We start from the raw sequence: 14,485 nt of genomic DNA, 5'->3' as shown, positions 1-14,485 counted from the left end.
ATTCCACACGATTTCGCGGTCGGCGCTTGGCTGGGGGGCGGAGCTCGGTTACAGGGACCGGAAGGCTATTCGAGCCTTCGGATTGCGAGCCGCACTGAAGGCCGCACATCGCTCCTGCCAACAGTCTAGCCGCAATGGACGCAGCTCGCCCATTACCCTGCGATTATGGGCGGTAACGGGCGATTCGGAAACCCGGGCGTCCCGGCTATGGACCGGGCGGACTCTTCCCGGGGCGGAACCCCCCGCTACCGAGCCACCTGCCGACTGCGTCAGGGCCGCGCGACGCCCGGTGCCGGCGGATCGGTCACCCGGTCGACGCCACCCGGCGCATCCGCGCCACCGCTCGACAGGCCGCTGAGACCCGGCCGCCCGGCGCGGAAGCCGACGGAGAAGTCGATCCCGTCGAGATCGCGATCGACGCGCAGCAGTTCGAACAGGGCCAGCGTAGGATAAGCCCCGCAAGCCTCACCCGGGTCGCAGATCTGCCGGTCGTCGTCCATATCGGTACCCGCAACGATTCGGTAATCGCCCTGCGACACATCCTCGAACCGGTAGCGGTACCGACCTCCGTCCGGATTCACCCCGGTCTCGGCTACGGCCTCCCCGGACGCATCGACCAGCAGCACGTAAATCCTGCCCACGCTGTCCGCTGCCAGTTCCGGGGCTGCAACCCGCAGGCTCACCGGGATCAGGCGCTCGTCCCCACCCTCGATCGTCACGCGGATCGAGGTTCGGTATTCGCCCGGTTGCAGCCCCTCGCGTGCAACCTGGGCCCGGTACCCGCCCAGTCCATCGGCACCAGTCGCCCCTGCGGTCACGGAGAGCCATGGAGCATCGGCGATCACCTGGCCAATCCGCAGGCTGCCCCCTCCGGAGTTGCGCAGCGAGAAGGCCAGCGTGGACTCGGTAAAGCCGAACTCCAGCCGCTCGGGCGTGACCGACAACAACGGCGGCAATGGCGCACCCCCGGCCCACTCGCGCACCGCGCCCAGGGTGCGGCGTGCATTGATCAGTCCCCAGCCCGTCTCCGGATCCCAGCCCGCGCCGCCGAGGTCGTCAGTGAGCGCCCCGGAACGCAGCAGGAAGTCGAATACATCGGGCGTGAGGCCGGGTTCGGTCGAGCGCGCGAGCGACACCACACCGGAGGCCACCGCGGTCGCCATCGACGTACCCTGGTAGAATGCATAGGCGCTGCGTCGGGATCCGGTGGTGTCATCGGCGACCGTGCTCAGAACTCCATCGCCGTATCCGTCGCCGGTTCGGTCCACACGCATGTCGCCCCCGGGTGCCACCAGGTCCAGCCGTTCGCCGAAACTGCTGTACGGCGCGCGCTGGTTCGCCGCGTCGGTGGCTCCTACCGCGAACACCGCGTCGTACGCAGCGGGGAAGCCCACCGGCCCGGCACTGTTCCCGGAGGCCGCGACGACGAAAATCCCGAGATCGCGAATCTGTTGGTAGAGATCGGCCTGCGCCTGGGCAAACGCCCCTCCCCCCAGGCTGATGTTGATCACGTCGGCCCGGCGCGGAGGCACGGTGCCTGAGTCGTTCGGCAGTCCGGCCGCAAAGCGAATCCCCTGCAGCGTGTCGTACAGCAGGCCGCCGCCCTTGCCCACCGTGCGTACCGGCATGATACGCGCGCCCCAGGACACACCGGCGATTCCGATCGCGTTGTCGGTGGCGGCCGCGGCAGTGCCGGCTACGTGGGTTCCGTGCCAGGAACTCTGACCCGGTTGCGACGAATCGCCGGGATCGTCGGGGTTGGGATCGATCCCGTCACCGTCCCGGGCGACATCCGGGTTCGAAATGAAATCGAAGCCGGGAACCAGCCGGTCGCGCAAGTCCTCGTGATCGAGAAAGACGCCGGTGTCGATCACCGCGATGATCATCTCCGCATCGGGCGCCTGCCCGGTGGAGAGATCCCAGGCCGCCGGGAGATCCGTGTTCCGATGGTGCCACTGCAGCCCCTGCAGCGGATCGTTTGGCAAACGCTGGGTTTGCAGCCGGTAGTTGGGTGAAACCGAAACGATTCCCGGACGTCGTTCCAGCGCCTTGAGCGCCTTCAGCGTCCGGTAGCGCTCGAGATCGTCACTGTCGGCAAAGCGCAGCGCGTCCACCGCGGGCCTGCGCTCGCCGAGGATGTCCAGCACCTGTTCCGCCCGCCCGGCAGGGATGCGCCACAGCTGTTCGCGGTCGGGAGCGCCGGCCTCCGCTTTCAGACCGAGGGACTGCACGTCGATCTCGGGCCGCGCGGGGCCGTTGCCGGCGGTGTTAACGACTTTCACGATCATCTCGCCGGGCGCAAACGGGTCGGACAGTCTGGGCCCCCGGTGTTCGGAAACCTGCGACAGTGACGACACGGCATCGAGCCGCAGGGAATAGTTGGAACGCCCAGCATAGGCATGGACCGCGACGAAATAGCGGTCGTCCCGGGGGACCACCAGCGACTCTCTGGAGCCGACTCCGAGCGAGGCATCGATGATCGTGCCGCTGCGATCGTAGAGGTAGAGATCGAGGTCGGCGACCGAGGCGTCGGGAAACCCCAGCACGATGGGCTGGCCGGCCCGCAGGTCGACCTGGTAGACATCCCACTCGTCGCCCGCGGGACCGAACCGGCTGGCCGTGAGGGGAGCGGACACGAAACCACCGATAATCGCCGGCGCCAGCACCTCCTGTGCCTCGCTCGGGGTGTTGTTGCGGACCATCGGCGTTTCGGGATCGTTGGTATCGGAGTCGACCCGGTTCAGCGCATCCGCCTCGATCACGCCCGACAGCGTGTAGCCGGATGGTGCATCGCCGCCGTTGCCACCCCCGCAGGCGACGAGCAGCAGCGCCAGCGCGCTCGCGGTCACGACAGGCCAGTTCATCCGGGCGTCTCCAGTCTCGTTCGCGATTGCACAACGTTAGGCGCCTTTCGCTGCCAGGTCCATACCCCGCCGATGCGCAACGGCCACTCGCAGGCCTTCTTGCCCGCGGCCGGCGCTACACCGTATGTTGCCGGCAATGAGTGATGGGCCCACCACAGCACCGGAACGCGAGCCGGACCCGCCGAAGGGCCGCTTCTGGCGGGCACTGATGTGGCCGCTACTTGGGGTCGCCGTGCTCTGGACGATCGCCGGCATCCAGATGGTCGTGAACTCGGACTGGGTGCGACTCGGGGTGTTCCCCCGCGACCCGGGGACACTCACCGGGATCCTGACCGCCCCTCTCATTCACGAATCGTGGACCCACCTGATGGCGAATACGCCGGCGTTGCTGGGCCTTGGCGCGCTGGCACTTTTCGGGTTTCCGCGGGCGACCCGGCTCGCAGTCCCGCTGATCTGGCTGCTCAGCGGCATCGGGGTCTGGCTGTTCGCCCGTGAGAGCTTCCACATCGGCATCAGCGGTCTGACCCATGGGCTGATGTTCTTCATCGTCGTGATCAGTTTCCTGCGCCGCGACCCGATGTCCATTGCGCTGGCGCTGGTGGTCTTCCTGGTGTTCGGGGGGATGGCGGCCGGGATCTTTCCCCAGGAGCCCAGCATCTCCTTCGAATACCATCTGTTCGGTGCACTGTCCGGCATCCTCTGCGCACTGATGATGTACCGTTTGGATCCGGCGCCGTGGCGCAGGCGCCACCGCCCAGCCTCGGACGACGACGAGACTGTGGACGCGGACTCGCAGGAAGCCGCTTTGCCGGAAGGTAGCCCGACCCGGCCCGAAGCCGCACCGGTCAGCCGGCCCGGAGGAGAGGGTCCGCCCCGGCACTGAGCAGGCGTGCCGACAGACCCGCGCAGCCCGGAACCGCCGTCACTCCGCGGGCTACGGACCTGCGTCAGTCGGCCGGCGGCACCTGGTGGCGGATCGGCTCCAGGGACTGCAGGTAGATGACCAGTGCGCGTCGATCGGCATCGGTCAAATGGCTGGTGCCCTCGCCGATCACGTCCCCCATTGCACCGCCGGCGAAATCTCCGTCGGGGTCCATGCCCAAATCGAGATAACGCAGCAGGTGCGACGCGCGCCAGCGCCCGATGCCCGTCTCCCGATCCGGAGTGATGTTCGGCGCGACGTCGCCGTCGGCCAGACGCGCTCCCGCATACAGTCGGCGCGGATCCAGCCCTCCGGTTCGAGTGCGCGGCGTATGGCACTCCGCACAGTGGGCGAGCGCCTGGGAAAGGTAGGCCCCGCGGTTCCATTCGTCTGTCTCATCGGCCCGCGGCTCGAACTCTTCGGTGCGGAAGTGGAGAAACTTCCATCCGGCCAGGGACGGGCGGAAACGCGCGTACCAGACGAGATCGTGCGGGCGGTTCTCTCGGCGCACCGGCTCGACGGTCTGCAGGTAGGCCCAGAGGGCCCCAATGTCCTCCCGCCGCAACCGCGTGTACGATGTGTAGGGAAAGGCCGGGTAATAATGGCTTCCCGATGGATTGCGCCCATTTCGCAGCGCCCGCACGAAATCATCCTCGGCCCAGCGTCCGATGCCGGTCTCGGGGTCGGGCGTGATGTTGGGGCCGTAGAAGGTTCCGAACGGACTCTCGATCGCGCGGCCGCCCGCGAGGAACGGGGCGTCGTCCCGCTTTTCCGTGTGGCAGGAGACACATCCGCCCGCGCGCAGCAGGTACTCGCCCTGCCGGACTTTCGCGTCCCGCTCCCCGCCCACAGCCGCACCGGGGCTCGAAAGGAACAGGGCCGGGGCGAGCAGCACCGCGGCCCGCAAACCGTGCGCCGCCCCCCCTGGGAATGGGATCCTCACGTCCGCCGGTCAGTCGCTCTGGCGGAAGTCATCGTGGCACGAACGGCAGGACTGACCCAGTGCCCGGAAGCGCTGACCCATCTCCGCGTCGTCGCCCACTTCGACCGCTGCATGCAGCGCGACAGCCGCTTCATGAGTGTCGCGCGCCCTCTCGGCGAACTTTTCCGGTTCCTCCCAGACCGCGGCCAGCGCATCGGTCTCGCCGAAATCGGAGTCCTCGGGAAACAGCGCCGGAATGTCCCGGGTCGCATCCACCAGGTAACGGGCGTGCATCTCCAGGTTGTCGCGGTAGTCCGCGCCGTCCACGACGATCGCTGCCGTAGAGGCCATGTTACCGCCGATGGCCCGCATTACGCCCTGCCGGTAGTCGATGGTGGCCTCGGCACCCAGGTCGAACGCGGACCCGGTGGCAGGCAGCCCCAGCGCCAGCACCGCCGCGGTTCCGACGAAGACATTCCGGCTCATTTGCATCATTCGCTGCATCATCCGTTCTCTCCTGGTATAAGCGATCATTGGCGCGGCGCCGGGAAGACCCATGCGCTGAATGCCACCAAGTCAAACCGTGGCGGTCCCGTCAAGCATGGCCCATCATCATCCGCCGCGGCAGCGGGCACCTGCGTACGGGCCGAATCCGCACGGCCACAGTGGCCTGCCCACCCGTCGACAACTTAGTGGCCGTCACCCCCAGCGTCAACCGCGACACGTGTACATCCCACCCTCGAGTGGGCCATGCGGACAGTTCATCACCAGATCGCTTCGCCAGACACGCCGGCGCTGCGTTGGGCAAGTTTGAAATGAGTTGGCCATTCCTGCACTTGCTCCGGCGCGCCCGGCTGTGCTCCATAGGCACCGAACTTCCCGCATGTCCCACGAGCCGCACCTATACCGCCCTGTCTAGACCGGGGGATATCCGTGCGAGCGGCTCCGCTTTTGGTCTAAACTCACGCGACGCAAAGCGCCCGGAAGCTGCCACTCGGCGGACTGGCACGACAAGGGCGAAAGCAAGGATGATTTCTGGCAAGGGGCTGCTGCGCCAGGGTCCGCGTCCGCGCATCCGGGGTCGGCTGGCCCGACCGCGTCCGAAGGACAACCAGCGCGATGGCGACGACAGAGATGGGATGGAACAAGAGGAAGCAGACAGCGGCGGCTCACGGCGGATCCGCGGCGGTTCAACCCGAACAGATCGAACTGAAGGGGTTCAACCGCACGCTCGCCGAAATCGAGTGGTTGCTGCTGATCCTGATCCTGGTCTACCTCGTGATCCCCGGGGTAGATATCAACGCGCTGGCGATTTCAATCGCGTGTGGCGCCTTTGCGCTGCTGATCATCGGATTCCGCTACCTCAACCTGTTCACGACCGAAGCACGCTGGAAGCTGACCGTCGAAACCCTGGGCATGATCGCCCTGACCGCGTTCGTGATCTGGCACACCGGCAAGTCGGACAGCCCGCTGGTGAACCTGTACCTGCTGCCGATCGTGTTCTCCGCACTGACACTCGGCAAGTACATGACGCTCTCCCTCGTCGTGCTGATCACGCTGCTGTACCTGCATGCGTCGCACTCATTGCTGGGCGACGCGTTCTATACCTACGAGACGTTCAGTTCCGTGATGTTCAACTTCGCGCCGTTCGTGCTGGTGGCCTACCTCACGGCCCTGCTCGCGGCAGACATGAACTTCGCCCGCAGGTTCCTGCAGCATCTCTCCGAAACCGACGACATGACCGGTCTTCCGAACATGCGAGCCTTCTATGCCTCGATGGAACGCGAGAGAATCCGGGCGACTCGCGAGAATACCGAACTCACCGTGATGATGATCGACACCGACAACCTCAAGGGCATCAACGACGAACTGGGGCACGAGGTCGGGAACCTGCTCATCATCCGCATGGTGGAGACCCTGAAGCACACGCTGCGTGGCTCCGACCTGATCGCGCACTACGGGGGCGATGAATTTATCGTGCTACTCCCCAACACCGGCAAAGCCCCCGCCCACGAGGTCGCCGAACGGATTCGCAAGGCGATCGAGCACATGACCTTCGATGCCGACGGCAAGCGGGTGAACACCACGATCAGCATCGGCTTCGCCAGCTACCCGGAAACCGCCGGAGACATCCAGGAACTGATTTCCCGCGCCGACCAGGCGATGTACATGAGCAAAAAGGCAGGGCGCAACCGCGTGACGGCCTATGGCAACGGGGTGGAGCAGGGGCTCGGGTAGCAGCCGTACCGGACTGCCCAACCCACCACCCGAGGGCCGAAAACACTAGCCGCCCTCAGCCCGTCGCCTCCTGGCCGCAGGAGGCGACCGGAATGCTTACCTCAACGGAACAGGCTGTTCCGGGGCACCTCGACAGCGGGCGGGGCCACTGGCGGACAGATTTCTTCAGGATCGATCACCGGCGGATCGCCCACGTCCGGCATCTCGTCCCGCACAAGCTCGAGTGCTGGCAGCAGGCGCCCCAGACCGGTAAGGGCTTCCGCCACCGCAATCTCGCGGTCGAACTGGCCATCGACAAACGCCCGGCGCGCCTCGAAGAACTCGTTCTCCATGTCCAGCAAATCCAGCAGCGTCCGCTGGCCAATCGTGAACTGCTGCATATAGGCCGTCCGCACGCGGTCGCTGGACAGCTGGTGCTGATCCAGATACACGAGACGCTCGTCCAGCACGTCGATGTCGTTGAAAGCGATCGCCACCGTCTGACGGATGTTGCGGCACACGGTTTCCCGCTTGTCCTTCGCGACGTTGGCCTCTTCGACAAATTGGCCGATTCGCGCCTGATCGGCCAAGCCTCTGAACAGATTGAAGGTCAGAACCAGACCGATCACCGTATCGGTCACCCACTCCTCGCCGCTATCCGTAAAAAAGTTGTTCAGGGCATTGTCGCGGCTCGCCTGAACTCGAAAATCCAGCCGCGGATGGTAGTAGGATCGGCCCACTCGGACCTGCTCCTGCGCCGACAGGATATTCTCGACCGACGCGAACAGCGCAGGATTGGACGCAAGCGCATCGACCAGCGCCTGGTCCACCGTTTCCGGGATGCGTTCCACCGGCAGCACACCGATCATCTCGATGTAGTCGTCAGGCGGGGTGCGCCCCACGATGCGCAGAAAGCGCGCGGTGACGTCGTGCAGATTCGCGATCTCGGTGAGCAGATTCGACTCCGCCAGAGCCAGACGCCCGGTCGCCTGTTCCAGATCCACGCGGCGCCCCACGCCCGTGCGGGCCAGTTCCTCGACCTGATCGTAGAGATCCCGATGCGCCTGGTAGTTCTGCTCAGCCAGGAAGACCAGCTCGCGGTAGCGTTCCACGTCCGCATAGGCACGAATCGCCTCCAGCGCCGCTTGCTCCGCCGCCTCCAGCAGCTCGTAATAACGCACCATCTTCGCGTGCCCCAAGCGCGCCACGTCCGCCTGGGTGAAGAAGCCGTCATAGATCATTTGATTCAGCGTCAGGCTGGCGCTGAGCGGATCCCGCGTGAGACGCCCGAAATCGCTGCTTTCCTGGTACTGTCGAGCGGCTGATAGCGTCAGGTCCACCTCGGGAAAATACCGCCCGCGGGCGACCTTGCGCCCCTCTTCGGCCGCCAGGAACGCGTGCCACCGTTCCTGCACCTCCGGGTTCGTGTTGATCGCCTCGATGATCGCCTCCCGCAGGGGTTCTGGGATCGATGCCTGCGCCACTGTGCCCATTACCGCCAGCATGGCCGCCACAGCCACGGATAATGCAAAGCGCTTTAGACTCTTCATGTCGTCAACCCACCTTTTGATCATTCGCATTGACCGCAGACCGACCTCCACCAGCTGCGCCGGCGGCTTACGTCCACAGTGCCGCACACGCGGGCCGGCAACCACCAAACGCACGGCCCCGGTTCGACCTCCTAACAACCCGCACCTTATCCGTGGCAAGCATGTCACGCACCAGGGCGGCGTGGACCGTCTTCATGTTCTTCGACGCCCGAAGCCTGTCGGATCGCATCACCCGAGTGACAAAATTCGTCACCTTCCCGAGACCACCGGTTCTCCCTCCATGCCGGACACACCCACTATCCAAGCCGAAAGCGTGACGGAAGCGACACACGCGATCCTTGAATACCTAATCTAGATGCTGGCTATGGCTACCGTCAATGCACAGCGCGACATTCTTGCGACAAATCCGACCGGTTCTGTAGGCATTTTGACACACATTCGATCGTTACTGACGCCCGCAGATGGACCACGAATATGCGTAGCGGTCCATTTTCACGACTGCGCCCCGCATCGACCTCCTGGGTCCTCGCGTTTGCTCGAATCCTTCCCGACCGAGAAGGGCACCGAAAAGGAGACTCGTTATGACGACGATCGAGCCCTTCGGTTATAGGCTGCGGACCGTGCCATCACCTTGTCTGGCTCCCGTGGCGCGCATTCCGGCGAAGGTGACCGCCGATTCCGGTGATATTGACCGGCGTGCCCATCGGTAACCCGCTGGAGCGGGTCTTTTACTTGCGGGATCACGTTGGTCCGGAATACGCAACGGGAGGATTAACCTTTTGTCCAGAACGTTTTGATCTTCTGCGACCGATATTTCTGGAACACCCGATCGAAGGTGCCGTTGTACAGCGCGCAGCGCAGGCGCAGCATGCCGTTGCCGTTTGTCACCACCCACCAGGCACCGGAGCGTTTCAGCCGGGCGTGGCTGATGAACTTGTTGGCCGATTCGATCGCGCCGCTGCCGATCGGCAGGCCTTCGGCCTTGCAGGCGTCGTCGTCGATCCGCTGGCGGTGGTTCTGCAGGTAGGTGATGAGCTTGTCGATCTCGGCTCTGGCGAACGCATCGGCCTGGAGCCGGTGCAGGCCCCAGATCACCGCGTCGACCTGATTCGCGGCCAGCCGCGCCAGCGTGGCTTCCACCCATCGATGGCCCGGGCGCAGTGACCGTAGTGGGCATCGGCCAGCGATTGCAGCACGCCACCGAGCAGCTGCTGGCGGGTGCGGGTGAAATGCTGGCTCAGCTCCAGCAGCGTGGGCGGCTTTTCCTGTTCGAACAGGGGCCGCATCTGCTCCAGCCATTGATCGAGTTGTTCATGCGCCATGCGGCGGACCTCCTCCAGCGGGTCGAACTCCAGCACCCGAGCGGCGTAGCCCATCGCTTAGCCCTCCCCGCGCAGCCAGCGCCGGCTGTGCCGGTGCAAGGGATAGAGCCACACGCGCTTGGGCGCGGCGCCATGACGGCGGTGGTGGCGGTCGTCGCGGCCGCGGCCGGTGGTCTCACCCACCGCCCTCCAGTTGGCGGCCCGATAGCAGGCGCCGCGAAAGCGGGAGTCCACCAGCGTTTCGAGCAGCCAGGGGGTGACACCATACTGCGCTGGCCAGTCCGCCACCACCTGCCGGGCACCCCGGGCCAGGAGGTGGCTCGCCAGGTTCGGGACCTGCACCCAGGGCAGGATCAGAAACCGGCTGTTGCACAGCACATGCTGCAAGCGTCCCTGGCTGAGTGTGATCACCTGATTTGATGTTGCGCTGATCACGTTCGTTGAGGGGTCTGCTCAGCACTAAGCCGCCGAACCCCGGGAGGGGGTTCGGCGGCGTCTCGAGCGCAGGGCTTGGGAGAGCTTCAGAACGGCGGGCTGTCCGGGTCTTCGTGTGGGATGGGATCGTCGGACAGGAAACTCAGTTGGGTCAGGTTTTCCTGCGAGCGTTCGTCGTGGTAGCGATGGATCTGCCCGAGGTAGTGGGATTCGAACAAGACCAGGAAGTCGCTGAACAGGGCCTGCAACGCGACGACGGAGGCGTCGCTGAGTTCGGGCCAGGGCAGCGATTGGGGAGAGGAGGATGAGCGCATGAGGGTCTCCAGAGGGTTTCAGCGGCGTGCGGCGGCGCGGCGCGGGATGGGTTTTTCGTTGGGGGCGAAGACGTCGAGGTAGAGTTTTTCGTCGAGCTGCGGCAGGTCGCGTTGGGCGGCGACGGCGAGCAGTTCGGCGGCCAGGGTGGTGAGCATCCGGTAGTTGCCGACGGCGTGGTCACAGAGGGTGTGCTGGAGCGCGGGGGTCATGAGGCTGGCGTTGCCGGCGGTGTCGAGCAGGTGTTGCAGGCAGGCTTGGAGTTCGTCGCGGCTGGCGGCTTCGGTGACCAGGCGGGTGCGGATGCGCGAGCCGAGCGGGATGAGTTCCTCGCGGCGCAGCTTTTCGGGCAGGCGGGCGTCGCCGGCGAGGACCACGCACAGGAGGGTCTGGGAGTCGAACCGGGCGCTGGCCATCAGGCGCAGTTCGGACAGGACCGCGGGGCTCATTTCCTGGGCTTCGTCGATCAGGAGCACGGCGCGCCGGCGCGTGGTGTCCAGGTGGGCGAACCAGTTCTCGCGCAGAGCCTTGAAGCCACCCCAGCGGTTGTGCGGGCGCAGGGGCACGCCGAAGAGATCACCCATCTCGCGGTAGAAGTCGGCGAGATGGCTCTGCGGGTGATGGATCGCGGCGACGGTGAGGTCGGGCAGCCGTGCCAGGCGTTCCGCGATCAGGCGCAGGACGGCGCTTTTGCCGGTGCCGGGGTCGCCGTGGACCATGGCGAAGCCACCTTCCCGGATCAGTCCCTGCTCGATGCGCCAGTAGAAGTCCTCGACCCGTGCTGGCACATAGAGTGCCTCGATCGGGATTTCGGTGGCGAACGGGTTCCACTTCAGCCCGTAGAGGGCGAGTAATTTCGGGTTCATGCGTCGTCCTCCTCGGGGATCGGCAGATAGGCTGGCGGCAGACCGGTGGCGGCGTAGTCGGCGAGCAGCTGGCGTAACAATGGCGCCATGCCCGAGGGCGGCAGCGGATCCAGCGGGGGCGTGGCAGGGGGTCGGGTGCGGCGTTGGCCGTGGGCGTGGGCGGACTTGTCGAGCGGCAGCACCGGGCACAGGAGGGTGCCGGTGTGCGGATCGACCAGATCGACGCGACTGCGATCCCAGCGCGCGTAACGCAGGTGCACCCGGTCGAGGTGCTGGTAGCGGGCGGGGATTTCGAAGCGCTGCCCGTCCAGCGAGACGGTGCCGTCGGAGCGCCGCTGGCGGCGGGTGACCTCGATGCGGAAGGCGTCGGCCAGGGCCGCGACCGGCGGGCAGTCCCGGCGTACGTTGGGTCCGGCCAGATAGCGTTGCAGCGGGGTGGTGCCGAGTTCACTGTGGTGAGTGCGGTGGTACTCCTGCTCGGCCCAGGCCTGCGTGGCCTGGTTCAGCACCTCCAGGGTGAGTGGCGTGTGCCCTTCCAGCATCGGCAGCAGACGGCCTTCGATACGTCCCCAGAGGGACTCCTGCTTACCGTTTTGATGCGGAGAATACGGTAGCGTGGTCTGGTGCAGCACGCCCAGGCGTTGCAGTCCGGCGACGGTTTCCTCGGCCAGCATCGCAGCGCCATTGTCGGTCATCAAGGCCCGCGGCAGGCCGCGCTTCATGAACGCCTGCGACAGGCCGTGCACCAGACCCTGGGCGCTCTCGTCCAGGTACCACTGGAGATGGCAGATCAGGCGCGAGCGATCGTCCAGGATGCCGAGCAGATACGGCTTGGCCCAGGTTCCGTCCCGGGTCAGCACCTTGCGCGAGCCGTGATGGAAGTCCAGATGCCACAGGGCCGCGACATGCTCCAGCTCGTAGCTGCGTACCTCGAGCCGTTCGAACCGGTCACGGGCCCGCTCGGCCCCTTCAGTATCCCGGCGCGGACGCGCCTGACGGTGCATCCCGTGCGCCTTCAGGTACCGCCGCACCGTGGCGTACGAGGGCATCCCCTCCGTGCAGCCGGCGAAGGCCGCACACAGGTTGTCGAAGTGCAACTGCGCGGTCCAGCCGGGATGCTCCCGGTACTGCTGCACCAGGGTCTCGATCACTACCGGCGTCAGGGCCATGAAGTGGCCCTTGGGCCGGCGCCGGTTGCGCAAGGCGGCCACCGGATCGGTGGCCGCGCGGGCCGCGTAGTACCAGCGCTCTAGCGTCGACACGCCGAAGCGCACAGGGCCTCCGGTGACCGGATGCCGCCAGTCGCGTTCGGCCAGTGCTGCCAGCGCCGCTTGCAACGCACCCGGCTGGGGTGGCGCCGCGAACAAAGGACCAATGATCGAGAAGCGCAGCCGCGCCCAGCGATCGCGGTGGCGTGGATCGTTGCCTGTGGTCAAAAGCCTTCTCCCAGTGTCGGCGGTACCGGCGGTACCACCCTCCTGAGGAGGCTATTTGTTACGCTCGGCTCTGCCTATTGACATCCTCTGCGGAAACTCAGCGCCCCTCGGGAGCCGTGACCGTGAGCGGCCAGAGCCACGTCAGTAACGCAAGCAACGGTGCCTGCCCCTGGCCCGGGATGCGCTCCAGAAGACCGGCCGGCAACCGTACCACCGCCACCGGCGGCAGGAACCGCGCACCCAGCACCTGCCACACCGCACTCTGCGCAAAGCCTTCGCGCCACCACCGGCGCCACCGCGCCAGAGTCCGCCAGGGAATCGACAACGCTTCACACAGTGCGGATGCCGCCGGGGTCCGCTCGCCCACCCGGGTCGACCCCAACACCACCACCCAGCCCAACCACACCCGCCGCCCCAGGAACCGCACCGACCTCGAGGTGGTCCGGCGCCGACACTGATGACAGCAAAAACTCAGCCGGGTCGAATACTCCACGCGGAACGCACCCGGACAGCCACGCGGCTTGCGCGGATAGTTCGCCTGATGCAAGGCACCGCCACAGTACGGACACCCCGCCGCCTGGACCTCAGCCGCCACGGTCTCATCGATGTAGGTCAGAAAGCGGAAAAACTGGGGATCGGACAACGGAACGTGGCACACTGTGAGCGTCTCTTGGCGTGGTAACCAGAGACTCCCCCGACGGGCGCGTTTGTTCAAGCTCCCCGAGGGGGATCCCCCCTCAAACCTCACGCTGCCTGATCATTCCAGCCGCAAATCCCATCAGCAGCCATGACCGTGCTCACCTGGCGCTGCGCATCGCTCCAGCCGATCCAGCGATCCCGGCCCTGCAGCCGCCAGGCGGGGCTCGAGTATTGCAGGCAGCCGACCACCCCCTGCGCGGACACGGCGAGATAGCGCAGATGGGCGCCAAAGGGAATGCGATGCCCCCGATAGTGATGCTGCTCGACCAAAGCGCGCCACTGGCGGCGCTGCTCGGCACTGGTGACCGCGTGCAGCTGCAGCGGACCGAGCGCCGCGAGCGGCCCCTGGATCGGCACCGGCGCCGGCCGGTCCTCGGTGGCGATCGCCACGGCCACCCGCTTGGCCCGCTTCTGCCGCCGCGCCGGCAGCACGATCCGCTGCTGTTCCTCCAGGGTGTCGAGCAAGACCCTGCACTCGACCGTCTTCGGCTTGCCGTTGGCGCGCAGCCATCCCAGCAGCTCACAGGCGGTGGCGGCCAGTTCCGTGCGGCTGAGCTGGGGATAGCGGGCGACCAGCGCCCGGATCAGATCCAGTTGCGGCTCCTCGACGACATGGCCGCAAAAGCGCGGCAGGGGTGCGGAGTGGGGCATCGCGTTTCCCGTGGGCGGTTCTCTCCAGCGCCACCCTACTCAACACCGGCCCAGATGTCCAGCGCCCGAACTCGGCTGGGACAAAAGCGTAATGCCCCCCAGCCCTTCACGTCTCCGTTCCGACTCGTGGCTGAGCCGGCACAGTAGCTGGATGGTGGGAACCCTACCACCTCGGAGGTGGGTCAAAAGCGTTAGCCAGTAGTGGGGCACTTTACTTGGCCATTCACACCAACCCGTACGATCCGGGGGATGCGGATTACTTCCGGCCGCGTCGCCCAGCTACCCGCCC

At 66.2% G+C, this 14,485-nt stretch carries 12 protein-coding genes and 1 pseudogene; 2 read left to right on the top strand and 11 right to left on the bottom strand.

Annotated elements, in window-relative coordinates:
• Positions 1 to 269: 269 nt before the first annotated feature.
• On the bottom strand, positions 270 to 2,864 hold the full coding sequence (locus tag TVNIR_RS00625; RefSeq protein ID WP_015257004.1) for a S8 family serine peptidase: 2,595 nt from the start codon (positions 2,862 to 2,864) through the stop codon (positions 270 to 272).
• 136 nt (positions 2,865 to 3,000) lie between these two features.
• Between TVNIR_RS00625 and TVNIR_RS00620 the strand changes: the two genes are divergently transcribed.
• The gene (locus TVNIR_RS00620; RefSeq protein ID WP_157092160.1) at positions 3,001 to 3,747 is read left to right on the top strand and encodes a rhomboid family intramembrane serine protease; all 747 of its coding nucleotides are present in this window, start codon (positions 3,001 to 3,003) and stop codon (positions 3,745 to 3,747) included.
• Between the two features lie 64 nt (positions 3,748 to 3,811).
• Here TVNIR_RS00620 and TVNIR_RS00615 read toward each other — a convergent pair whose 3' ends face one another.
• Complete coding sequence (locus tag TVNIR_RS00615; protein ID WP_052316660.1) at positions 3,812 to 4,663, bottom strand: c-type cytochrome; 852 nt, start codon at positions 4,661 to 4,663, stop codon at positions 3,812 to 3,814.
• Between the two features lie 75 nt (positions 4,664 to 4,738).
• On the bottom strand, positions 4,739 to 5,212 hold the full coding sequence (locus TVNIR_RS00610) for a c-type cytochrome (RefSeq protein WP_043739950.1): 474 nt from the start codon (positions 5,210 to 5,212) through the stop codon (positions 4,739 to 4,741).
• A gap of 615 nt (positions 5,213 to 5,827) precedes the next feature.
• On the opposite strand from TVNIR_RS00610, the gene TVNIR_RS00605 reads away from it, so the two are divergent.
• Complete coding sequence (locus tag TVNIR_RS00605; protein ID WP_083499311.1) at positions 5,828 to 6,946, top strand: GGDEF domain-containing protein; 1,119 nt, start codon at positions 5,828 to 5,830, stop codon at positions 6,944 to 6,946.
• A gap of 101 nt (positions 6,947 to 7,047) precedes the next feature.
• Here TVNIR_RS00605 and TVNIR_RS00600 read toward each other — a convergent pair whose 3' ends face one another.
• From TVNIR_RS00600 to TVNIR_RS00560, 8 genes and pseudogenes are all read right to left on the bottom strand, one after another.
• Positions 7,048 to 8,475 (bottom strand): TolC family outer membrane protein, encoded by a 1,428-nt coding sequence (locus TVNIR_RS00600; protein WP_043738966.1) that lies wholly within the window; start codon positions 8,473 to 8,475, stop codon positions 7,048 to 7,050.
• Positions 8,476 to 9,215: 740 nt separating this feature from the next.
• Positions 9,216 to 9,668 (bottom strand): annotated as a pseudogene (locus TVNIR_RS18430) (hypothetical protein); the annotation flags it as partial.
• Positions 9,669 to 9,854: 186 nt separating this feature from the next.
• On the bottom strand, positions 9,855 to 10,208 hold the full coding sequence (locus tag TVNIR_RS00585; protein ID WP_052316585.1) for a Druantia anti-phage system protein DruA: 354 nt from the start codon (positions 10,206 to 10,208) through the stop codon (positions 9,855 to 9,857).
• Positions 10,209 to 10,318: 110 nt separating this feature from the next.
• Positions 10,319 to 10,546, bottom strand: coding sequence for a rhomboid family protein (locus TVNIR_RS00580; protein ID WP_015256994.1), 228 nt, complete (start codon positions 10,544 to 10,546; stop codon positions 10,319 to 10,321).
• Positions 10,547 to 10,564: 18 nt separating this feature from the next.
• Positions 10,565 to 11,410 carry an ExeA family protein gene (locus TVNIR_RS00575; protein WP_015256993.1) on the bottom strand — a complete coding sequence of 282 codons (846 nt, stop codon included), beginning with the start codon at positions 11,408 to 11,410 and terminating at the stop codon, positions 10,565 to 10,567.
• The gene (locus TVNIR_RS00570) at positions 11,407 to 12,846 is read right to left on the bottom strand and encodes an IS481-like element ISTni2 family transposase (protein WP_015256992.1); all 1,440 of its coding nucleotides are present in this window, start codon (positions 12,844 to 12,846) and stop codon (positions 11,407 to 11,409) included. Before TVNIR_RS00570 ends, TVNIR_RS00575 begins: the two co-directional genes overlap by 4 nt.
• Positions 12,847 to 12,943: 97 nt before the next feature.
• Entirely contained in the window at positions 12,944 to 13,489 is a 546-nt protein-coding gene (locus TVNIR_RS19950; RefSeq protein ID WP_237251654.1) for a hypothetical protein, read from the bottom strand.
• Positions 13,490 to 13,590: 101 nt separating this feature from the next.
• The gene (locus TVNIR_RS00560) at positions 13,591 to 14,196 is read right to left on the bottom strand and encodes a Druantia anti-phage system protein DruA (RefSeq protein ID WP_015256990.1); all 606 of its coding nucleotides are present in this window, start codon (positions 14,194 to 14,196) and stop codon (positions 13,591 to 13,593) included.
• Positions 14,197 to 14,485 lie beyond the last annotated feature (289 nt).

Origin of the sequence: Thioalkalivibrio nitratireducens DSM 14787, assembly GCF_000321415.2 — a bacterium.
In the GTDB taxonomy this organism is placed as follows: domain Bacteria; phylum Pseudomonadota; class Gammaproteobacteria; order Ectothiorhodospirales; family Ectothiorhodospiraceae; genus Thioalkalivibrio; species Thioalkalivibrio nitratireducens.
This window is presented reverse-complemented; position numbering and strand designations above follow the sequence as displayed.